We start from the raw sequence: 19295 nt of genomic DNA, 5'->3' as shown, positions 1-19295 counted from the left end.
TGAGCGGTGATCGAGGTAGTACCCGTGAGGGCACACGGGCGGAGGCCGGAGATGGCACTACGAGATCACGAGCAACGCGCACTCGCCGAGATCGAGCGGCGGCTGGCCGAGGAGGATCCCCGGCTGGCGGAACGGTTCCTTGGGCTGAGTTCGCCGTCCCTGCGCAACCGGCAGGCGGTACTGGCGCTGCTCGGTGTGCTCGGCGCGTACGCGCTGGGCCTGACCGTGCTGGTGATCGGGGTGTCCGGGGCCTGGATCGAGTTGATCGTGCTGGGTGCGGTGATCAGCGTGAGCGTGCTGGCCTGGTTCACCTGGAAACGGTTGCACCGCAGGTAAAGTCCACTGTGGACAGTCTGCTCGGGCTCAGGTGTACTGACTGGTCAGTTCCAGGTAGCTCAGCCCGTCCAGCAGCCGGGCAGGCTGGTCGGCCAGATCGGCCTCGAACAGCCAGCCCGCGCCGTAGGGATCCGCGCGCACGAGTTCGGGCGCATCGATTACCCGCTGGTTGACCCCGGTCACCGTGCCGGTCACCGGGGTGAACAGGTCGCCGGTCCAGTAGCTGGTGGCCAGCAGTCCGCAGGGGGCCAGGTGCTGGACCTGCTCGCCCAGGCGGGGCAGCCGCACCTCGCACAGCCCGGTCAGCCGCTCGGCGAAACACGCGGTGATCCCGATCCGCGCGGTGTCGCCGCCGATACGAACCCAGTTGTGATCGGCGGTGAACTGGAGTCCTTCGAAGCTGACGATCATGTCGGCCAATTCTTCTCCGGTGAGTCGGCGACGCTGCCTGCCCTGACTCCATCTTGCCCGAAAGTCCATCGCATCCTTCGCTAGCGTACCGACGTTGTTGAATTGTTAATGGGGTGACGCTCCGCCATGGCGTGCCGAGTGGAGGGGTCACTGCCATGGAGCCAGCGCGGGCCACCGCGGCTGCCGAGGACGAGGGCTACGCCAAGTCCCTCGGCAACCGCCAGGTGCAGATGATCGCCCTGGGCGGGGCCATCGGAGTCGGCCTCTTCCTGGGCGCCGGCGGTACGCTCAGCCAGTCCGGACCGGCGTTGGTGCTGGTCTACGCGGTGTGCGGGATCGCGGCCTTCTTCGTGATGCGGGCACTGGGCGAGCTGGTCACGCACCGCCCGGTGGCGGCCAGTTTCGTGGCCTACGCGCGGGAGTTCGTGGGTCCGTGGGCCGGGTTCGCCAGCGGCTGGCTGTACTGGGCGAGCTGGGCGATGACCGGGATCGCGGAGATCACCGCGGTGGCGATCTACCTCAATCGCTGGTTGCCAGAAGTACCGCAATGGGTGACTGCATTAGTAGCATTGGCCTTCCTGCTGGTAGTGAACCTGGTGTCGGTGAAACTGTTCGGCGAGCTGGAGTTCTGGTTCGCGATCATCAAGGTGCTGGCCATCCTGATCTTCCTGGCGGTCGGCGCCGCACTGGTGATCAACGGCGCCGACATGGGTGGTGGAATGACCGCCGGGGTGGCCAACCTGACCGGGCACGGCGGCCTGTTCCCGTTCGGCCTGGGCGCGGTCCTGCTCACCATGCAGTCGGTGATCTTCGCCTACTCCGCGATCGAGTTGGTCGGCATCACCGCGGGGGAGACCGCCAGCCCGGCCACCGTCCTGCCCAGGGCGATCAACGGCGTGGTCTGGCGGATCAGCGTGTTCTACGTCGGCTCGGTGCTGCTGCTGGTCATGGTCCTGCCCTGGACCGCCTACTCCGGCGCGGAAAGCCCGTTCGTCACCGTCTTCTCCCGCCTGGGCGTGCCGATCATCGGCGACGTGATGAACGCGGTCGTGCTCACCGCCGCCCTGTCCTCCTGCAACTCCGGCCTGTACTCCACCGGCCGCATCCTGCGATCCCTTGCCCAGCAAGGCGAAGCCCCGCGATTCACCGCCAGGCTCTCCGGCACTCAGGTCCCGGTCGGCGGCATCCTGTTCACCGGCGCCACCTTCGGCATCGGCGTGCTGCTCAACTACCTCGTCCCGCAGCAGGCCTTCGACCTGGCCGTCGCCATCGCCTCGTTGGGCGTGATCTCCACCTGGGGCACGCTGCTGTGGTGCCAGCTCCGGCTGCGGCGGGCGGCCCTGCGCGGGGAGGTCCGCAGGCCGCTGTACCGGATGCCCGGTGCGCCGTACTCGGGGTGGATCACGTTGGCGTTCCTGGGTTTCCTGCTCGGGTTCATGGCCTTCAGTGACGGGGTGGAGCGCTACGCTGTGTACTCGATCCCGGTGGTCGCGCTGGCCCTGTGGCTGGGCTGGCGAGTGGTCCGCCGGCGCGCCCGGTTGACCTGACGCGCCGCGACCCTTACCGTTTCCGCTACAAGTCGTAGCGTAATGGGGGTGTGCGGGCGTGATGGCTGGTCGGCCACGGGATCTTGATCTCGAGCAGCGGTTGCTGTCGGCGGCGTGGGCGCTGCTGATCAGCAAGGGCTATGACGCCCTGACCATGAGCCAGGTCGCGACCCAGGCGGAGGCGCACCGGACCGATGTGTACCGCCGGTGGGCCGGAAAGGCCGAGCTGGCCACCGACGCGCTGGCCGCGAACCTGCCGCCGGTGCGCGAGTTCAACGCGGGCTCCCTGCGCGCCGACCTGCGGGCCTACGTCGACGACCTGGCCGCGGTCTGGTCCTCCCCGTGGATCGACGGTCTGGTCGGGCTGCTGGGCGAGCTGCGCGACGGCGCCGAGGCCACGTTCCTCTCGATGGCCTCGGTGCGCATCCAGCCGCTACAGCACGCGCTGGCCAGGGCGGTGGAACGGGGTGAGATCGAGGGGGAGCCCGACGCGGACCTGGTCGCGGACGTGATCGAGGGATCGCTGATGCACCGCAGGCTGATCGGGCGCGCGAGCTTCAGCCCCGAGTACCTGGACACGCTCACCCGCACCGCGCACTACCTGCTCACCGGCAAGGCCGAGACGCCATGACCGAGCCGCACGAGCTGTCCGCGGTGGCCCAGCTGGACGCCCTGCGTGCGGGCGAGATCAGCTCCCGCGAACTCACCGAGCACTACCTGGACCGCATCGACCGGCTGGACGCCGGACTCGGCGCCTTCGTCACCGTCACCCCGGAAATCGCCATGGCGGACGCCGCCCGCGCGGACGAGCGGCTGGCGCGGGGCGAGTGGTCGCCGCTGTGCGGGCTGCCGCTGGGGTTGAAGGACCTCTACCCGACCGCGGGCATCCGGACCACCTTCGGTTCGGCCGCGCTGGCCGAGTACGTGCCGACCGAGGACGCCTGGGCGGTCGGGCTGCTCCGGCAGGCCGGCGCGGTGATCATGGGCAAGACGAACACCCCGGAGTTCGGCGCGGCCTGCTACACCGAGAACGACGTGACCGCGCGACCCGCGGTCACCCCCTATGACCAGGGCCGCTACGCCAGCGGCTCCAGCGGTGGCGCGGCCGCCGCGGTCGCCGCCGGACTGTTGCCGGTGGCCCATGCCGGTGACGGAGCGGGTTCGACCCGCACTCCGGCGGCGACCTGTCACCTGGTCGGGGTGAAACCCAGCCGGGGCCTGGTGAGTCCGGCGCCGGCGAGTTCCTTCTTCAGCACGGTCATCGAAGGGCCGATCGCCCGCACGGTGCGGGACGCGGCGATGTTGCTGGACGTGCTGGCGCGACCGTGGCCGGGGGACCTGTACGGCTGGCGGCCGGAGACCAGCTTCGCCAGCGCCGCGACCCGTCCGCTCGCCCGGCCGCGCAAGATCGCGATGTGGACCGGGACCGGACTCGACGGCGTGACCCCGCATCCGCAGTCCGTGCTGGCGGTGCAGCGCACGGCCGGCCTGCTCGGCGAACTCGGCCACGAGGTGCACGAGATCGCGATCCCGGCCGGTTGCGACGGGCCGGTGCGGCAGGCGCTCAAGGACCTGTTCGTCTACGCGGTCGGCACCATGGCCCCGACCCTGGTGGCCGCGGATCGGCGGCACCTGTTCCAGCCCTACACCCAGCACCTGATCACCGCCGCCGAGACGATGACCGCGGCCGAGGTGGTGACCGCCCAGACCGTGCTCGCCCGCTACGCCAGCACGTTCCTGGCCGGACTCGACGAGTTCGATCTCGCGCTGACCCCCACCACCAATGGTCCGCCGGTCCCGATCGGCCACTACTTCGCCAACGGGGTCGACGGCGAGGCGGACCTGATGCTCGGCTGGTCCTGTTACACGCCATGGGTGAACCTCACCGGCCAGCCCGCGATCTCTCTTCCGTCCCATGTGGACGGTGACGGCCTGCCGCACGGGGTGCAGCTCGTTGGCAGGCAGCGCCAGGACGTCGAACTGCTCGCCCTGGCCGCCCAGCTCGAGGACGCGTCCCCGTGGGCGGACGTCCACCCGCCCTGCTGGCACCAGTGAAAGGCCGCGCCATGTCACCGGAACGCGCCCTGGACCCCGGACCGGGCCTCACCGAACACCGGGTCGTACTGCCCGACGGCCGCCGGATCCGCACCGTCACAGCGGGCGAGGGCCCCGGCCCGCTGGTCGTCTTCGAGGCCGGGATGAGCGCGCCGGCCGCGTCCTGGGTGCACACCCAGCGCGAGATCAGCACCCGGCACCGGACCCTGTCCTACGACCGCGCGGGCTACGGCGGCAGCGACCTCGACCCGGCGGACCGCACCCTCGAACGCCTCGTGGACGACCTCACCGACCTGCTCGACGTGCTGGCCGAGACCGATCCGGTCGTCCTGGTCGGCCACAGCTGGGGCGGCCCCATCGCCCGGCTCTTCGCCGACCGGCACCCGGACCGGGTGGCCGGCCTGGTCTTCGTCGACGCCACCCTCGCCGGGATCATCCCCGAGGATCAGGCCGGGCGGATTCGCCGTACCTTCCAGCTCATGTCGGTGCTGGCCGGCCTCGGCGGCAGCCGCCTGATCATGCGACTCTCCCTGCCCCACGGCACCGCCGCGGAGATCAGCCAGTCCGACCTGGAGATCATCCGCCGCGACTACGCGTGCGGCAGGGCGATGCGCGCGGGAGGCCGCGAGGCCAGGCAGATCCTGCCCGCACTCCAGGTGCTGCGCCGACTTCAAGAGGTCGGTACCCCCGCGGTGCCCACGATCTGCCTGCAGGCCGGGCGGATCGACCGTGGGATGGCCACCGTCCGCCCGGCGCTGAACCAGCTCGCGACCGAGCTGATGTCCTTGGCGCCCAAGGGAAAAGCCGTGATCGTCGAGCAGGCTGGCCACCTCATCCCGCAGGAGTGCCCCGCCGCCGTGCGGGAGGCCGTGCTGGAGGTGGTCGACGCCGTGACGGAGGTCCGCTGAATCCCGGCCCACCTGCCCCGCCGCCCCGTTCGGAGTGATGTTGCTTGCTCGAGGACCGTGCCCGTCACCACGCCGCCCACCCGGTGACGAAGCGCCCCCAGTGCCCGAAAATCCCTTCCCGGTAGTCCCTTTCCCGAATATCGCGTTGTCGAACGCCGTCCGGTTAGCTGATTCGGAGTATTTCCCGATCGACCTCTACCCGTATATCGTTATCGATGTCGCCGGTCGTAGATCACCCCGCGCTTTTCTGGGGGAGGTTGTCTGGGCTTTCGCCCATCGAGGAGAGTATTCGATGAACGGCAAGCCGCGTACCCGCTCCCGCTGGTCGAGAGCGATCGGCAGACTGACTGCCCTGGCCGGTGCGATCCTGGCCGGTGGCGTGCGTGCGGCGGGTTCGGTCGGCTTCACCGCCCGCACCTGAGTTGACTCCGGAAGATAACGACCCGTCTGTTATTGGGGGTGGGCCGTTATCTTCCGGCCCTGCTCCGGTTGGTCGCGGCGATTTCCTGATATCGTGTCAGGGCATTGAGTGCGGCCGGGAAACCGGCGTAGACGGAGATATGCAGAATGGTCTCCAACGCGGCCCGCTCGGCGCCGATTCCACACAGCTCCCGGAGCTGTTCATCGACCTGCGGCGCGATTCCACCCGTCGCGGTATAGGCCGCCAGCAGGGTGAGCAGCCGGGTCTGGTGGTCCAGCGGCGGCTCGTCCGGGGCCGGGGTGAGGTCGGCGGTGACCGGCGGCGTGCCGAAGGTGCCGGTGACCAGGTCCAGGCTGTCCCGCAGGTGGCTGGCCGGGCAGCCGAGGTTGAGCGCCGCGGTGAGGTGGAAGCGAAGCTGGGCGGTGGCGTAGCCCAGCGCGGCCAGCGCGCTGACGGTGATCAGCTGACGTTGCGGCAGGGTGAGGCCGGGGCGCTGGTAGAGGCCGCCGTAGACGTAGGCGACCGCGTCGGCGCCGAAGTCGGTGGCCCGCACGGCGGCGAACAGGTCGAGCACGGCGGGGTTGTCCGTGCCGCCCAGTCGCCGGAGCAGTTCCAGGCCCTGTTGGTAGTCACCCATGAGCGCCGATCCTGCCAGGCGGACCGGTTGTTGTCCGGACATGTGCACCGCGCGCCCGAGGCGGGACCATGGGTGGATGCGGGGGAGGCCGGAGCGGCCCGGCATCGGCAATTCGGTGCCCGGCACCGCGAGGGCTTCCCCGACGGCCACCTCTACGCCAACCTGCACGGCTTCGACCTGGACAACACCAAGATTGCCCCCGCTGACGTCCTGGAACGCTTCCTACTGGCACTGGGGCTGGACACCGAGCATCTGTCGCTGGGCATGTTCTCGCCGGAGGAGGCGATCGCGTTGCTGCGCAAGGTGATCGCTGGCCGGGATGACCGCGGCACAGGCTCGGGTGGCGTTGCGCGAGTTGGTCTCGGCACACCTGCTGGAGGAGTTCCGGCGCAACCGGTACCGGTGCCACGACCTGCTGCGCGCGTTCGCCCGTCGGCAGGGCAAGGCTCAGCGGGCCTTGGCACAACCGCGCGCCGCGCTGGCGATCCGGGCAATAGTTGACGGAATGTAACCCCCCGCGCACATACCGCGAGGGTTGAATGGACTCGTGACCCGACGCGCGACGCTCGCCCAAACGGCCGTATGGGGTGTGCTGGTACTGGGCCTCACCGTGATGTGGGTTCGGTACGGCGCGTCCAACGCGACCACCCTGCTCACCCTGCTCTCCGGTGGTGCCGCCGTGGCACAACTCCTGGTCGCCACCCGCTGGCGCGCGGGCGGCCAGCCCAGCACGCCCGAACAACTCCAGTCCGCCGCGGACGCGCTCGCGTTCGAGGTGCGGCGGCAGTGGGGGGCGGAGGCTCGGCGGCGGATGTTGGAGGATGGGGATCGGTTGCCGGTGCGGTGCCGGGGGTTGGGGGAGGCGGGGTCGGTTGACCTGGCGGAGTTGATTTCCGGGTTCGCGGACGCGCCGCGGCGTTTGGTGGTGGTGGGGGAGCCGGGGGCGGGGAAGACGGGGTTCTGCCTGCTGTTGATCCTGGAGTTGTTGCGGCGGGGGGATCCTGGGCGGACGCCGGTGTTGTTGCAGGTGTCCGGGTGGCATCCGGCGGAGAACCTGGACGCGTGGTTGTTGCGGTCGTTGGTCTCGGCCTATCCGTTCCTGGGGAATGAGTCGCGGTTCGGCACGACGGCGGCTCGGGATCTGTTGGGGCTGGGGCGGATTCTGCCGGTGCTGGATGGGTTGGACGAGCTTCCCGTTGAACTGCGGGAGGTGGCTTTGCGGGCGTTGGACAAGGACCTTGGGCAGCAGGAGCCGTTGGTGCTGACCTGCCGGAGTGCGGAGTTCGCGGCGGCCAACGCGGGTGGGGCGGTGCGGGAGTCCCAGGTGGTGGAGTTGTTGCCGTTGGCCGAGGAGGCGATCGCGGGGTACCTGCTGGACTCGACGCCGCGGGCCCGGCTGGAACTGTGGGAGCCGGTGCTGGACCGGTTGGTGGACCCGGCGGCGGATCCGTTGGCGCGGGCGTTGCGGACGCCGTTGATGGTGTCGTTGGCGCGCACCGCCTACCGCGACCCGGGGACGGATCCGGGCGACCTGCTGGCCCTGGCCAGTGCGGAGGGGGTGCAGGCCCGATTGCTGGATGAGTTCACCAGTCAGGCCTTCGCGACCCGGCCGCCGTCACCACTGTCCAACGAGGTGGATCCGGTGGGGCGGTGGGATCCGGTCAAGGCCGAGCGGTGGCTGTCCTTCCTGGCCCGCACGGGCGAGCGGGAACTGGACTGGTGGCGGTTGTGGTTACGGGTGCCGCGGGCGGTGTTCCTGGTCAGCGGCGCGCTGGTGGGTGGCTTGGCGGCGACGCCGTTGGGGTTGCTGTTGCTGGGGTTGTTCGGGCGGCCGGGGCTGGGGGCGTTGCTGGGACTGGCGATCGGCGCCGGGGGTGGGGCGTTGCTGGGACTGTTGCGGGCCGAAGCGCCGCGGCGGTTCGTGCCGCGGTTGTTGCGGCGGCACGAGTTGGGGCGGGATCTGGTTTTCGGGCTGGTGGGCGCGATCGCCGGGGGGATCGCGGTGGGGGTGGTGTACGGCGGGGTGTACGGGCTGGTGATCGGCCTGGTCTTCGGGCTGGCTTTCGGGGTGGTGCGGCGGTTCACCGAGCCGACCGAACCGGCGGAGGCGGTCACGCCGGCGAGTGTGTTGCGTGGGGATCGGCTCTCGGCGGTGTACGCGGCGGGGCTGGGTGCCGTGCTGGGGTGTTTGACCGGGGGATTCCTGGCCGGTGTGGTGGGGGTGGCCGGGTTGGGACTTGCGGTGCCGGTCAGCAGTCCGGTGCTGATCGGGTTGCTGGGGGCCGGGGCCGGCGCGGTGGTGGGGGCCGGTGGGCTGGGGCTGACCGTGATGGCCACCAGTGCGGCCGGGCGGTTCCGGACCACCCGGGTGTGGTTCTGGCTGCGCGGGCGGACTCCGTTGCGGCTTATGCGGTTCCTGGACGACGCGCACCGGCTGGGTGTGTTGCGGCTGGCCGGGGCGAGTTACCAGTTCCGCCACGAGCTGCTGCGGGATCGGCTGGCCGGGCGAGAGTGAGCACCGCGCTGGCGCCCAGCCGCCAGAACGTGGTCCGGGCCGAGGGCTGCAACCCGTAGCGGGCCTCCGGGAAACGGACCGTCGGCATGCCGCCGGGGCGGGTCTCGACGCGGACATCCTTGGCACGTAACCGGATTCGCTCGATACCGGCTGGTGGGTGGGTGAAGTCGAGTTGTATCCAGTCGGCCTGGTCGAGTTCGACCTCGGTGAGCTGGCTGGGCCTGCCGTCGACCAGGCAGCGGAGGATCTCGAACTCGCCGTCGCGCAGCCAGGCCGAGCGTTCGGCCAGCCACACCGGCTCGAAGGCGAGTTGCCGCCGTTCCAGCCAGACCAGGTAGCCGGTGCGGGCGGCGGCGTACACGGCCAGGGCCACCCCGGCCGCGGTGACCGGCCCGCGCAGTGGCGGCAGCACCGCCCACTGGCCAAGGGCCAGCACCGCCAGCGCGGCCAGCACCAGCCACAGCGTCTGGGTGTGCGCGGTACCGAAGGCGGGCTCGCGCGGCGCGCTCAGGCCGCGGGCGAGCACGTTCGACCGGGCCACCAGCGGCGTCACCAGGTCGGGACGCGGCAGGTCGCGGTCGTGGGAGCTTCGCGCGGCCACCGCACCACCTTCCTCCACCCGAGTGCCCCTGGACAAGTCATCGCCGCCGGTGGACTGCCTGTTGCACCAGGTTGTCGCCTGGCCGCAACAGGAAACCCAGCGGCCCGCGCGGAGTGCCGCCACCACTGCCAAGGCCGGGCAGGTGGCGGCGCAGGAAGGAGGCCCACAGATAGGCGTAGACCACCGCGTACAGCGGGCGCACCCGGCCGTAGTGCGCGTGCAGCCGGGGCGCCAGCGCACGCAGTCCGGCGCAGACCTGGGGCAGGCTCAGGCCGTCCCGGGTGGCGGCGGTGACCACGCCGGCCCGCCGGTCGAGTTCGACGTCCTGGTAGTCGTCGAGCTGTTGCAGCACCCCGCCCAGCTCGTGCACCAGCGCCAGCTCGCGTTCCGGCATTCCCGGCCGGACCAGCGCGAACAGCACCACGGTGCCGAACCCGCCCTTGCCAGCGGTGATCGCGGCCAGCTCCTCGGCCGGGATGGCCGGATCGCCCTGGCGCAGCCGGGACCGGACCTGGCAGCCGTGCAGCCCGCGCAACGCGGTGAAGATCGGATCGTCCCGGTCCCGGCCGAGCCGCCGCTCGACCTCGCGGAAGAGCCCGTGGAAGAGCCGTTCCAGCTCCCCGGCGGGCTGGAAGTCCCGGCCGTGGAACAGCTCGTCCAGCCGGCGGTCCAGCTCTGGGCTGCCGAAATCGTCGATCAGGTCGTCGTAGGCCCTGGTCACCGCCCCGCTGAGGGCGGCGAGGTCACTGCGCAGCGGCAGCCCGGCCATGGCCGCGTACCCGCCGAGCAGGAACCCGAGCTTCACGCTGGCCGCCTTGAGCGCCCGGCCGATCCGCTCCCGCCGCGCACCCTCCACAGTGGACTCGACAATCGGTGCGATGACGAGGTCGTACTGGCGGGCGTACTCGGCGGCGCGGCCGGGCACCCGGGGGATGCGCCCGGCGAACCTGGTCCACCGGAGCAGGGCGCCGAGATCGGCGATCACCCCCGCCCGCGCCAAGCCAGCCGTCGCGTGAATCTCAGTGATCCTCTCGCCGAGGTTCCTCCTGCCCTGTTCGGAGGTTACCGGTGGTGTCAGTGGCAGTGACCCTGCCGACCGAGGGTTTCCACCGGGCTCGCGCCGGGGCGGGTCCACTGCGGCACCGGACGGCCGGTCGGGCCCCAGGTGGCGTTGCCGTCGGCGTCGGTGCGCCAGGACCAGCAGGAGTGGCCGCCCTCGGGCCAGCCTTCCGGGTTGTCCTCCCACTTCTCGCCGCGGCCGTAGGGGGTCAGGTCGAGCAGGCCGAGGGCGGAGTTGACCGTCTCGTTGCCGCGGGCGGTGCAGGAGTAGGTGCGGAAAACCCGGTCGCCCACGCGCAGGAAGCACACCAGGTAACCCATCTCGCCGCCCACCGGCCCCGCCAGGCCGCGCACCGAGTACCAGGGCTGGGTGTAGCCCATGAACTCCACGAAGGCGGCCACCTCGGCCCAGCGCCCCTCGGTCAGGATGGCGAAGGAGACACCGCGGGCGTTGAGGTAGGAGGCGTCCTGCAGGTGCCAGGCGGTGGTGGTGCAGCCCTCGCACTGCCCCTGGTGTGGCGCGCCGTCATGCCACATGTGCTGGTAGACCACGAGTTCCGGGCGGCCCTGGAACAGCTCCAGGAACGGGACCGGGCCGTCGGGACCGATGACCTCGACCGTGCCGTCCAGTTCCACCATCGGCAGCCGGCGGCGGGCCGCGGCCAGCGCGTCGCCCGCGCGGGTGTGCGCCTTCTCCCTGACCAGCAGCTCGTCCCTGGCGGCCTGCCAGGTGGCCTGGTCGACGATGGGCGGGCGGCCGGGCAGCTCGGTGGCCGGGTTCTCTGGAGTGGTCGTCATGGTGTCCTCCGTGCGGTCTGCTTCGACGGTCACCAGGACTGACCCGGGCCGCGGCCGGAACTCATCGCTACAGCCCCGACTCGGCCCGGATCTCCGCCGCCTCGGCCCGGCAACGTGCGGCTTGGGCCGGATCACCGTTGTGCGCCAAGGACACCGCCAGGGTCTCCAGGCACATCGCCAGTGGCTCGCCGCCGCGGCCCAGTTCCCGGTAGCCCTGGATCGCCTCCTGGCACAGCTGGACCGCGGTGTCGTGCTCGCCGAGCCCCTGCCAGGCCAGCGCCGCGTCCAGCCAGGCCCAGGCCTGCCCGGAGCGGTCACCGGCTTCGCGGCGCAGGTCCAGTTCGCGTTCGGCGTGCCCGAGGGCCTCCTCGAACTCGCCGAGGCGGGTGCAGATGGTGCTGAGGTTGCCCTCGGCCACGGCCTCCTGGCGCAGGTTGCCGGTGCTCCTGGCCAGCGGCAACGCGGCGGTGTAGTGCTCGCGGGCGGCGGCGAACCGCTGTTGTTCCAGGCAGCCCAGGCCGAGTTCGCACAGTGCCGAGGCCCGCCAGCGCACGCTGTCCAGTTGCCCGGCCAGCGCCAGCAGCCGGTCCAGATCGGCCTGTGCCCGCGGCCAGTGACCCAGCAGCCGGCAGGTGGCCGCCCGCCACAGCCGCAGCAGCGCCTCGGCGGCGGGTTCCGGGGCGGCCTGGAGGCCCAGGGAGAGGGCTTCGAGGTGTTCGGGCAGCACATCGCGGGGCAGGCGCAGGCGGAAGCGGCTGGTGGAGGCCAGGTATGTGGTGAGGCGGTGTTCGCCGAGGTCGGCGGCCAGGCGCAGGGCGGCGAACAGGTTGGCGCGTTCGGTCGTGCACCAGGCCAGCGCCTGGGCCGGGTCGGTCAGCGGTATCCCGGTGGCGGTGAAATCCTTGGGCAGGAAGGGAAAACCGGGGAAGAGCAACTGGTCCGCGGTGGCCGAGACCTGGGCGTAGAACTCCAGCAGCGCCCGTACGGCCTGCTCGCGGTCGGCCGGCGGATCCTCGGCTTCGGCGACCTCGGCGGCGTGCGCGCGCAGCAGGTCGTGCAGGTGAAAACGCTTGGCGCCCAACGGTTCGACCAGGTGCATCTCGGCCAGTTCGTCCAGCAGCCGGTGGGTGGTGGTCAGGTCGAGCGCGGCCAGTGCGGCGGCCGCGGGCACGCTGATCTCCGGGCCGGGGTGCAGGCCGAGGCGGCGGAACAGCCGGGCCTGCTCGGCGGTGAGCTGGCGGTAGGACCAGTCGAACACGGTGCGCACCCCGCTCTGTTGATCACGCCGGATCTCCTCGATCGCCGCGGTCAGCACACCCCGGCGGCGCACCCGGCTCGCGGCCACCCGCAGCGCCAGCGGCAACCGCGCGCACACCCGGACCAGGTCCGCGATCCCTTGCGGCGCAACGGGACCGAGTAACCGCCCGGCCAGTCGCGCGGCCTCCTCCGCCGAGGGCAGATCGAGGGTGACCGGCACCGCGGCCTCGCCGATGACCAGGTCGGACAGCGCGGCCCGGCTGGTCACCAGCACCAGGCAGCCGGGTGCGCCGGGCAGCAGCGGCCGGACCTGCCCGGCGCTGCCCGCGTTGTCCAGCAGGATCAGCACCCGCCGCCCGGCCAGCATCGACCGGTACAACGCGGTCAGGCTGTCCAGCTCGGCCGCGATCCGCGCGTCCGGCAGCCCCAGTGCGCCCAGGAACCAGCCGAGCACTTGCCGGGGGTCCAGTGGCGAGCTGGATCCGTGACCCCGGAGATTGGCGTACAGGGTGCCGTCCGGGAATCGTGCCTGCACCCGGTGTGCCCAGTGCACGGCCAGGGTGGTCTTGCCGACGCCCGCGGTGCCGGCCAGCACGGCGATCACGGTGGCACCGGCCGGTTCGGGCAGCAGCGCGTCCAGGGTGGCCAGGGGCCCGGCGCGGCCGGTGAAATCCCGGACCGAGGGCGGCAGCTGGCGGGGGACGGGCAGCTCGGCGGCGGGGCCGAGCACCACCTGGTTGATGGTGCCCGCCTGCACGACGTGGCCGCCCACCCGGCCACTGACCTCGTTCGACCCCACCCTGGCAGTGTGTTCCCGGCCGCGGGGGTCAGCAGCCGGGAACACCCGCTTGGCTCAGCGGATTCCCCCGTTCCCGCACGCCGGGCAGTCCGGCCGACGCCGTCGCGGCCCTGGCAGCGCGGTGTGTTCCAGGGTGACCAGGTTCAGCGCGTACCGCCGGTTCACCGTCAGCGCGGGCACCCCGGTGAGCAGGCTCAGCGCGGCATGCGCGACGAACTGCCCGGCCAGCCCGGCCGACACCGCGTTGGCCGCGTGCACCTGGGGGCCGACGGGCAGTGGCGTCCACGGGTGGGTGGCGTCGCGGCAACGCCGGGCGGTCATGGCGCAGTCGTGACAGGGCCCGCCGTCCGGTCGGTAGACGCCGAAACTGACCTGGGGACCGTGGTAGCCGCCGTGCGTCCACGCGGTGCCGGTGGCCAGGCAGGCGCGGTTGGCCCAGGAGCGGATCTCGGCCGGTTCGTCCGCGGCCAGTACCAGTAGGTCGGCCCGGCCCGCCAGTTCGAGCAGGGCGGTCGGTCCGGTGATCCGGGTGCGTTCGCCGGTCACCGTGATGTCGGAGTTGTGCGCCCGTAACCGGGTCAGCGCGACCTCGACCTTGGGGTGGCCGATGTCCGCCTCGGTGTAGAGCGCCTGCCGGTTCAGGTTGGACAGCTCGACCACGTCCGGTTCCACGCAGTGCAGGTGCCCGACCCCGGAACCGGCCAGCGCCAGCGCCGCCGTGCAGCCCACCCCGCCCAGTCCGACCAGCACCACCCTGGACTGCCGCAACCGCAACTGGGCGTCCCAGGCCGAGATCCGCGGGGTCAGGTCCATCCACCGGAACAACGCCCGCCCCCGCCCGTACCGCTCCCGCTCCCGGTCGGTGAGCCCGTGCGGCACCGACTCGTCGGCCTCCTCCAGGTGCCCGGCCGCGGCGAGCTGCCGGATGGCCAGCCGCACGTCCGCGGCGGTCCGGTGTGGACAGCACCGCACCACCTCCGCGACCACCTCGTCCATCGTGCGGCCCCCGTCCATGGCCGCCAGCAACGTCCACACCGAACCGTCCGGATCGGGCAGTTCGGCCGCGATCCCGGTCACCGCGCCGCCAATGCGCACCAGGCCGTCGGCGCGGCGGACCGGCCGGTGCTCGCACTTCACCCGCGGTCGCAGCACGGGTCCCCCTCTCCTGGTCAACCCTGCTCGTCGCGATCGCAGAAGATCTTCTTGGTGATCCGGCGGATCTCCACCATGGCCGCACCCCTCCTCGTGTGAACGTGGCAAGGTTCGCCGACGGGTGCGGACAGCACTCCGGACAAGATCCAGGACAGCTCGGTAAAAGGGCTGGTCAGGACGGCAAAATTCGATCCAGTTCGGCCAGTTCCGCGGCCACTCGCCTGGCCTGCGGCCACCGGATCAGCGCGTAGATCGACAGCGCCCTGCGCAGGTGCTCCCGCCCCTCCTCCACCTTGTGCAACCGCACCAGGCACCGCCCCAGCCCGGCCCCGGCCTCGGCCAGCACCGAGGGCGCGGCCATCTGCTGGCCCAGTTCCAGCGAGCGCGAGTACAGCGACCGGGCCTCCTCGACCCGGTCCTGGGCCAGCCGGACCGCGGCCAGCCGCCACAGCGTGACCGCCGCGCCCAGTGGGTTGCGCATGTGCCGGTACAGGGCCAGCGCGGCGGTGAGGTCACGCGCCGCGCCTGCCCGGTCGCCGGTGAGGCTGTGCAGGTAGCCCATGGAGTTGAGCGCGTTGGCCTGGCCGAGCACATCGCCGAGGGCACGGGACTGGGCCAGCGAGCGGGTGACGTCCTTGGCGGCCTCGGTCAGCTCGCCGGTGTTGATGCGGACCAGGCAGGAGTGGTTGAGCGCGCCCGCCTCGCCGAGTTCGTCGCCGAGGGCGCGGTAGTAGGTGAGGGCTTCGGCGATGTCGAAGCGGGCGCCGGTGTGGTCGCCGGAGAGGGCACGCATCAGGGCGGCGTCGCGCAGGGTGTTGGCCTGGCCGAGGATGTTGCCCAGGCGGCGGTAGAAGGTCAGCGCGTCGGCCAGGTTGCCGCCGGCACAGCAGTTGTCGCCGTCGAGGAAGCGGGTCCAGCCGAGGTCGTTGAGCGCGTGCGCCTGGCCGAGGGTGTTGCCAACGGTGCGGTAGTGCTCGGCGGCCTCGTACAGGTTGGTGGTGGCCGCGGCCAGGTCGCAGACCAGGTACTGCACCACGCCGAGTTCGTTGAGCGTGCCCGCCTGTCCGGCCAGGTCGTCGAGTTCCCGGTACAGCGCGAGGGCCTGGGTGAGGTGGCCGGTGGCGGCGAGGTTGTCGCCGTCGAGGCGGGCGACGTTGCCCAGGATGCTGAGCGCGTTGGCCTCGCCGCGGCGGTCGCCGGTGCGCCGGGCCACCGCGAGCGCGGTCTGGTTGAGCACGGAGGACTGCTGCCAGTTGCCGCGGCGGCGCAGGTACGGGTGCAGGGCGGTGGCCAGTGCGGTGATCAGTCCGGCGTGTTCGGGTGGCACCGGGGTGAGCACGCAGGCGGCCAGGTTGCAACGTTCGCTGTCCAGCCAGGCCAGCGCGTTGGCGCCGGTGATGGTGGGGCGGTGCGCTGGCGGGTGCTCGGGTTCGGCGGCCTCGGTGACCGGGGCGGCGACCAGGATCTGCGCGGTGGCGGCGATGGTGGTGTGCAGGTAGTAGCTCAGCAGGCGGCCGAGGGCTTCCCGCCGTTGTTGCCGCCGGTCCGGTGGGGACAGCATCCGGGCGTACTCCTGCAACAGGTCGTGCAGGCCGTAGCGGCCGGGCGCGGTCTCGGTGAGCAGGTGGTCGTCGTAGAGGTCCTCCAGGCCCTGGCCCGCGGTGGCCAAGTCGGTGCCGGCCAGCGCGGCCGCGCCGTAGGCGTCGATCTCGGTGCCGGGGTGTTCGCCGAGTTGCTGGAACAGGCGTTGCTGGTCCTCGGACAGGCCCTGGTAGGACAGCTCGAAGGCGGCGGTGATGCACAGCTTCTCGGCACGGATCTCACTGAGCCGGTGCTGTTTGCAGGCCAGCAGGTCGACCAGGTGCCGCACGCTCCAGCGCGGGTGGTGCCGCAGCCGCCCGGCGGCCAGCCGGATGGCCAGGGGCAGGAAGTCGCAGCGGGCCACCAGGTCGGCCACGTCGGTGGCGGCGGTGCGGTGTTGTTCCCCGGCCAGGGTGAGGAACAGCTCGGCGGCGTCGGCCGGGGGCATCTTGGCCAGTTCCAGTGACCGCAGGTGTTCCAGCGCGCCCAGTCTGCGGCGGCTGGTGATCAGCACGAAACAGCCGGGGCTACCTGGCAACAGCGGCCAGATCTGTTCGTGCCCGGCGGCGTCGTCGAGCAACAGCAGCAGTCGCTTGCCGTGGGTACGACGCCGCCAAAGCGTGGCCCGCGCCTGGCAGGAGGACGGGATGCCGCGGGCAGGGACGCCGATGGCGACCAGCAGGTCGATCAGCCCGTCGGCCGGGTCCAGCGGGCGCTGGCCGAGAGTGAAAGCGTTGAGCTGCAAGAAGAACTGGCCGTCCGGGAAACGGGACGCGAGCTGGTGCGCGGCATGCACGGCCAGGGTGGTCTTGCCTACGCCGGGCATGCCGTCCACCGCGATGATCCTGGTGCCGCCCTCGGCCGCCCGCAGCACCGCCTGGGTCAGTTCCCGCAGTTCCCTGGTGCGGCCGGTGAAGCTGAGCACGTCCGGTGGGAGCGCGGCCACCACCGCGGTGGCCTCGGCGAAGGACTCCGGTGGCGCAGGCACCGGTTCGGCGATCCTGGGCGGGTTGGCCAGCAAGTGCCTGGCCAGTTCGCGCACGCCGGGACCGGGCTCAGCCGCGCAGGCCGCGCGCATCCGCTGGGTGGCGAAGTCCAGGAACTCGCGGATCGCGGTGTGCCGCCCGCACCAGGCCAGTGCGCGCAGGCCGATCATGATCAGCTCGTCGGTGGGTGTGCACTCGTTGAGCAGCCGGGTGACATTGCTGGCCACGGTGGGGAAATCGCCGGCGTGCAACTGTTCGGCGAGCAGTTCGGTGTGCATCCGCAGCCGTTCCTGGGCGAGCATGAACCGCTGCCCCTCCACCCAGGTCCCGGTGACCGGGCTGAGTGGTTCGCCGCGCCAGAGCCCGAGTGCGGCCTGGTACTCGGCAATCGCTTTCTCGTGCTCGCCGCGCCCGGCGGCGGTCCTGGCGAGCTTGGCGTGATGGGCGGAGCGGTGGTGATCGACCAGCAGCGGGTCCACGTCGAGCCGGTAGGCCCGCGCCCGGTCGGTGTGCGCGGAGCCGACACCCCTGGTGCGCAACCAGTTCTTGTCCCCGCCCGCGGTCTGGATCGCGGTGCGCACCCGTTCCACGTACTTGCCCAGGCTGGCCGCCGCACTCGGTGGCGGCCCGGCGGGCCAGATGTGCTCGGCCAGGGTGTGCGCGTTCACCCACTCGCCCGGACAGAGCGCGAGCGCGGCGAGCACCCCGCGCTCGGCCATCCGTTCCAGCCGAATCTGGCCCTCTGGCCCGTGGATACCGATCTCCCCCAGGATCCGGATCTCCAATCCGCGTCCCCTCCCTGGACCGCCGATGAAGGGGCGAGTCTGGCACGGGCCGCATGATCGATACCAGGGGTGTGCGGGGTTGTGCTGAGGAATGTCCGCGCAGGTCAACGGATCCACTGAGGACAGGCTGTCCTCAGTGGACGCGTCGACCGATCGATGTATCCGGTTTCAGTGCGCGAGTGCGGCCAGCCAGGGCAGCCAGCGGGCTTCCGGGCCCTCGGCGTACCGCCAGGCCATGTTGGCGCAGGTGTAACCGACCGCCAGCCCGCTCTCCGGATGTGCGAAGCCCAGCCGTCCGCCCGCGCCCGCGTGCCCGAAGGAGCCCGCCCCGAGCATGGGGGAGCCGGTGCGGGTGAGTTCGTAGCCCAGGCCGAAGCGCAGCGGGTGCGGCTGTGGCAGGCGGTCGAACGGGGCGGGCTGACCCAGCCCGTCGGTGTGCGGGGTGCGGGCCCGGTCCACGGTTTCCCGCTGCAACAAACGGATTCCGTCCACCTCGCCGATGGTGGCCGCGTACATCCTGGCCAGCGCGCGGGCGGTGCCGATGCCGTTGCCAGCCGGGATCTCCGCGGCGTGCCCGGCGCGGGAGTTCAGCAACTCGTTGGCCCCGGCGCCGCGTTCGGCGTTGACCAGCATGGTGTGCGCCAGCGGTGCGTCCGGGTCGATGCCGAAGGCGGCCATGCCCGCGCGCAGTTCGGCGGCACTGGGCTCGGCGGCGGTGCTGTACTGGGGGATGACCCGGTGTTCCTGGCTTTCCGGCAGGCCGATCCACAGGTCCAGCCCGAGCGGTTCGGCGATCTCCTTGGCGAAGTACTGACCGACGGTCAGTCCGGTGATCCGGCGGATGACCTCGCCGAGCAGGTAGCCGTAGGTCGCGGCGTGGTAGGCGAAGGCGGTGCCGGGGGTCCAGAGCGGGGCGGCCCCGGCGAGCATGCCGGTGCAGTGCCGCCAGTCGAGGAGGTCCTCGATCGCGCCCAGCCGCTCCGGCGGGAACCCGGGCAGCCCGGCCTGGTGGGTGAGCAGGTGGGTGACGGTGACCTGCTCCTTGCCGTTGGCCGCGAACTCCGGCCAGTACCGGGCCACCGGGGCGGCCAGGTCGAGCTGACCGCGTTCGCTCAGCAGGTGCGCCATGGTGGCGACCAGGCCCTTGGAACAGGACATGGTGACGCCGATCGTGTCCGCCTCGAACGGCGTCGCCCACAGGTCCACCACCGGCTCGCCATGCCGGTACACGGCCAGTTGCGCGCCACCGGGGTCGTGCGCCTGAGCCGCCGTGAACGCGGCCCTGACCTGCTCGTAGCCCGCGGCGACGGTCCCGTGCACCTCGGTCATGACTGCCTCCAGGTATCCAACTGGTTGGTTGATACGGTCAGTCGGACAACGTGACCGCGTCCCCGGGAGTTCCCGGCAGCGGCATGCCGGGCAGGCTCTGGTCGGGCGGCCCGATCAG

General features: G+C 71.6%; 17 protein-coding genes. 8 read left to right on the top strand and 9 right to left on the bottom strand.

The window, feature by feature from the left end; all coding sequences use genetic code 11:
- Nucleotides 1-51 precede the first annotated feature (51 nt).
- Entirely contained in the window at nt 52-336 is a 285-nt protein-coding gene (locus HNR67_RS30010; RefSeq protein ID WP_185005538.1) for a DUF3040 domain-containing protein, read from the top strand.
- 27 nt (nt 337-363) lie between these two features.
- Here HNR67_RS30010 and HNR67_RS30005 read toward each other — a convergent pair whose 3' ends face one another.
- Nucleotides 364-747 (bottom strand): glycine cleavage system protein H, encoded by a 384-nt coding sequence (locus HNR67_RS30005; protein ID WP_185005537.1) that lies wholly within the window; start codon nt 745-747, stop codon nt 364-366.
- 155 nt (nt 748-902) lie between these two features.
- Between HNR67_RS30005 and HNR67_RS30000 the strand changes: the two genes are divergently transcribed.
- From HNR67_RS30000 to HNR67_RS45890, 5 genes are all read left to right on the top strand, one after another.
- The gene (locus tag HNR67_RS30000) at nt 903-2294 is read left to right on the top strand and encodes an amino acid permease (RefSeq protein ID WP_185005536.1); all 1392 of its coding nucleotides are present in this window, start codon (nt 903-905) and stop codon (nt 2292-2294) included.
- A gap of 61 nt (nt 2295-2355) precedes the next feature.
- Nucleotides 2356-2925 (top strand): TetR/AcrR family transcriptional regulator, encoded by a 570-nt coding sequence (locus HNR67_RS29995; RefSeq protein ID WP_185005535.1) that lies wholly within the window; start codon nt 2356-2358, stop codon nt 2923-2925.
- A complete protein-coding gene (locus tag HNR67_RS29990) occupies nt 2922-4349 on the top strand; it encodes an amidase (RefSeq protein ID WP_185005534.1) in 1428 nt (475 codons plus the stop codon). The genes HNR67_RS29995 and HNR67_RS29990 overlap by 4 nt, the downstream gene beginning before the upstream one ends.
- 11 nt (nt 4350-4360) lie before the next feature.
- Nucleotides 4361-5257 carry an alpha/beta fold hydrolase gene (locus tag HNR67_RS29985; protein WP_185005533.1) on the top strand — a complete coding sequence of 299 codons (897 nt, stop codon included), beginning with the start codon at nt 4361-4363 and terminating at the stop codon, nt 5255-5257.
- Between the two features lie 292 nt (nt 5258-5549).
- Nucleotides 5550-5678 (top strand): hypothetical protein, encoded by a 129-nt coding sequence (locus HNR67_RS45890; protein ID WP_281403259.1) that lies wholly within the window; start codon nt 5550-5552, stop codon nt 5676-5678.
- A gap of 46 nt (nt 5679-5724) precedes the next feature.
- On the opposite strand, the gene HNR67_RS29980 is transcribed toward HNR67_RS45890, so the two are convergent.
- Entirely contained in the window at nt 5725-6483 is a 759-nt protein-coding gene (locus HNR67_RS29980; protein WP_312988327.1) for a carboxymuconolactone decarboxylase family protein, read from the bottom strand.
- A gap of 151 nt (nt 6484-6634) precedes the next feature.
- Here HNR67_RS29980 and HNR67_RS29975 point away from each other — a divergent pair, with 151 nt between their 5' ends.
- Both HNR67_RS29975 and HNR67_RS29970 read left to right on the top strand, forming a co-directional pair.
- Entirely contained in the window at nt 6635-6826 is a 192-nt protein-coding gene (locus HNR67_RS29975; RefSeq protein WP_185005532.1) for a hypothetical protein, read from the top strand.
- Nucleotides 6827-6862: 36 nt separating this feature from the next.
- Nucleotides 6863-8830 (top strand): NACHT domain-containing protein, encoded by a 1968-nt coding sequence (locus tag HNR67_RS29970; RefSeq protein WP_185005531.1) that lies wholly within the window; start codon nt 6863-6865, stop codon nt 8828-8830.
- Here the strand turns inward: HNR67_RS29970 and HNR67_RS29965 are convergent.
- The 7 genes from HNR67_RS29965 to HNR67_RS29935 form a co-directional block, all read right to left on the bottom strand.
- Complete coding sequence (locus HNR67_RS29965) at nt 8721-9431, bottom strand: hypothetical protein (protein WP_185005530.1); 711 nt, start codon at nt 9429-9431, stop codon at nt 8721-8723. The genes HNR67_RS29970 and HNR67_RS29965 overlap by 110 nt on opposite strands.
- Before the next feature lie 37 nt (nt 9432-9468).
- A complete protein-coding gene (locus HNR67_RS29960) occupies nt 9469-10416 on the bottom strand; it encodes a hypothetical protein (RefSeq protein ID WP_185005529.1) in 948 nt (315 codons plus the stop codon).
- An 89-nt stretch (nt 10417-10505) separates the two neighbouring features.
- Entirely contained in the window at nt 10506-11288 is a 783-nt protein-coding gene (locus HNR67_RS29955; RefSeq protein ID WP_185005528.1) for a DUF899 family protein, read from the bottom strand.
- Between the two features lie 67 nt (nt 11289-11355).
- The gene (locus HNR67_RS46425; RefSeq protein WP_185005527.1) at nt 11356-13344 is read right to left on the bottom strand and encodes a tetratricopeptide repeat protein; all 1989 of its coding nucleotides are present in this window, start codon (nt 13342-13344) and stop codon (nt 11356-11358) included.
- 54 nt (nt 13345-13398) lie between these two features.
- Nucleotides 13399-14496, bottom strand: a complete 1098-nt coding sequence (locus tag HNR67_RS29945) for a HesA/MoeB/ThiF family protein (RefSeq protein WP_185005526.1) — start codon at nt 14494-14496, stop codon at nt 13399-13401.
- 172 nt (nt 14497-14668) lie between these two features.
- Nucleotides 14669-17848, bottom strand: a complete 3180-nt coding sequence (locus HNR67_RS29940) for an AfsR/SARP family transcriptional regulator (protein ID WP_185005525.1) — start codon at nt 17846-17848, stop codon at nt 14669-14671.
- Between the two features lie 168 nt (nt 17849-18016).
- Nucleotides 18017-19177, bottom strand: coding sequence for a serine hydrolase domain-containing protein (locus HNR67_RS29935; protein ID WP_185005524.1), 1161 nt, complete (start codon nt 19175-19177; stop codon nt 18017-18019).
- Between the last annotated feature and the right edge of the window lie 118 nt (nt 19178-19295).

It is taken from the genome of Crossiella cryophila, from assembly GCF_014204915.1.
GTDB lineage: Bacteria > Actinomycetota > Actinomycetes > Mycobacteriales > Pseudonocardiaceae > Crossiella > Crossiella cryophila.
This window is presented reverse-complemented; position numbering and strand designations above follow the sequence as displayed.

What these genes read in the sequence shown, in the direction of transcription:
- HNR67_RS30010 (WP_185005538.1), top strand. Translation starts at nt 52, where the DNA reads ATGGCACTACGAGATCACGAGCAACGCGCACTCGCCGAGATCGAGCGG.
- HNR67_RS30005 (WP_185005537.1), bottom strand. Translation starts at nt 747, where the DNA reads ATGATCGTCAGCTTCGAAGGACTCCAGTTCACCGCCGATCACAACTGG.
- HNR67_RS30000 (WP_185005536.1), top strand. Translation starts at nt 903, where the DNA reads ATGGAGCCAGCGCGGGCCACCGCGGCTGCCGAGGACGAGGGCTACGCC.
- HNR67_RS29995 (WP_185005535.1), top strand. Translation starts at nt 2,356, where the DNA reads ATGGCTGGTCGGCCACGGGATCTTGATCTCGAGCAGCGGTTGCTGTCG.
- HNR67_RS29990 (WP_185005534.1), top strand. Translation starts at nt 2,922, where the DNA reads ATGACCGAGCCGCACGAGCTGTCCGCGGTGGCCCAGCTGGACGCCCTG.
- HNR67_RS29985 (WP_185005533.1), top strand. Translation starts at nt 4,361, where the DNA reads ATGTCACCGGAACGCGCCCTGGACCCCGGACCGGGCCTCACCGAACAC.
- HNR67_RS45890 (WP_281403259.1), top strand. Translation starts at nt 5,550, where the DNA reads ATGAACGGCAAGCCGCGTACCCGCTCCCGCTGGTCGAGAGCGATCGGC.
- HNR67_RS29975 (WP_185005532.1), top strand. Translation starts at nt 6,635, where the DNA reads ATGACCGCGGCACAGGCTCGGGTGGCGTTGCGCGAGTTGGTCTCGGCA.
- HNR67_RS29955 (WP_185005528.1), bottom strand. Translation starts at nt 11,288, where the DNA reads ATGACGACCACTCCAGAGAACCCGGCCACCGAGCTGCCCGGCCGCCCG.
- HNR67_RS29935 (WP_185005524.1), bottom strand. Translation starts at nt 19,177, where the DNA reads ATGACCGAGGTGCACGGGACCGTCGCCGCGGGCTACGAGCAGGTCAGG.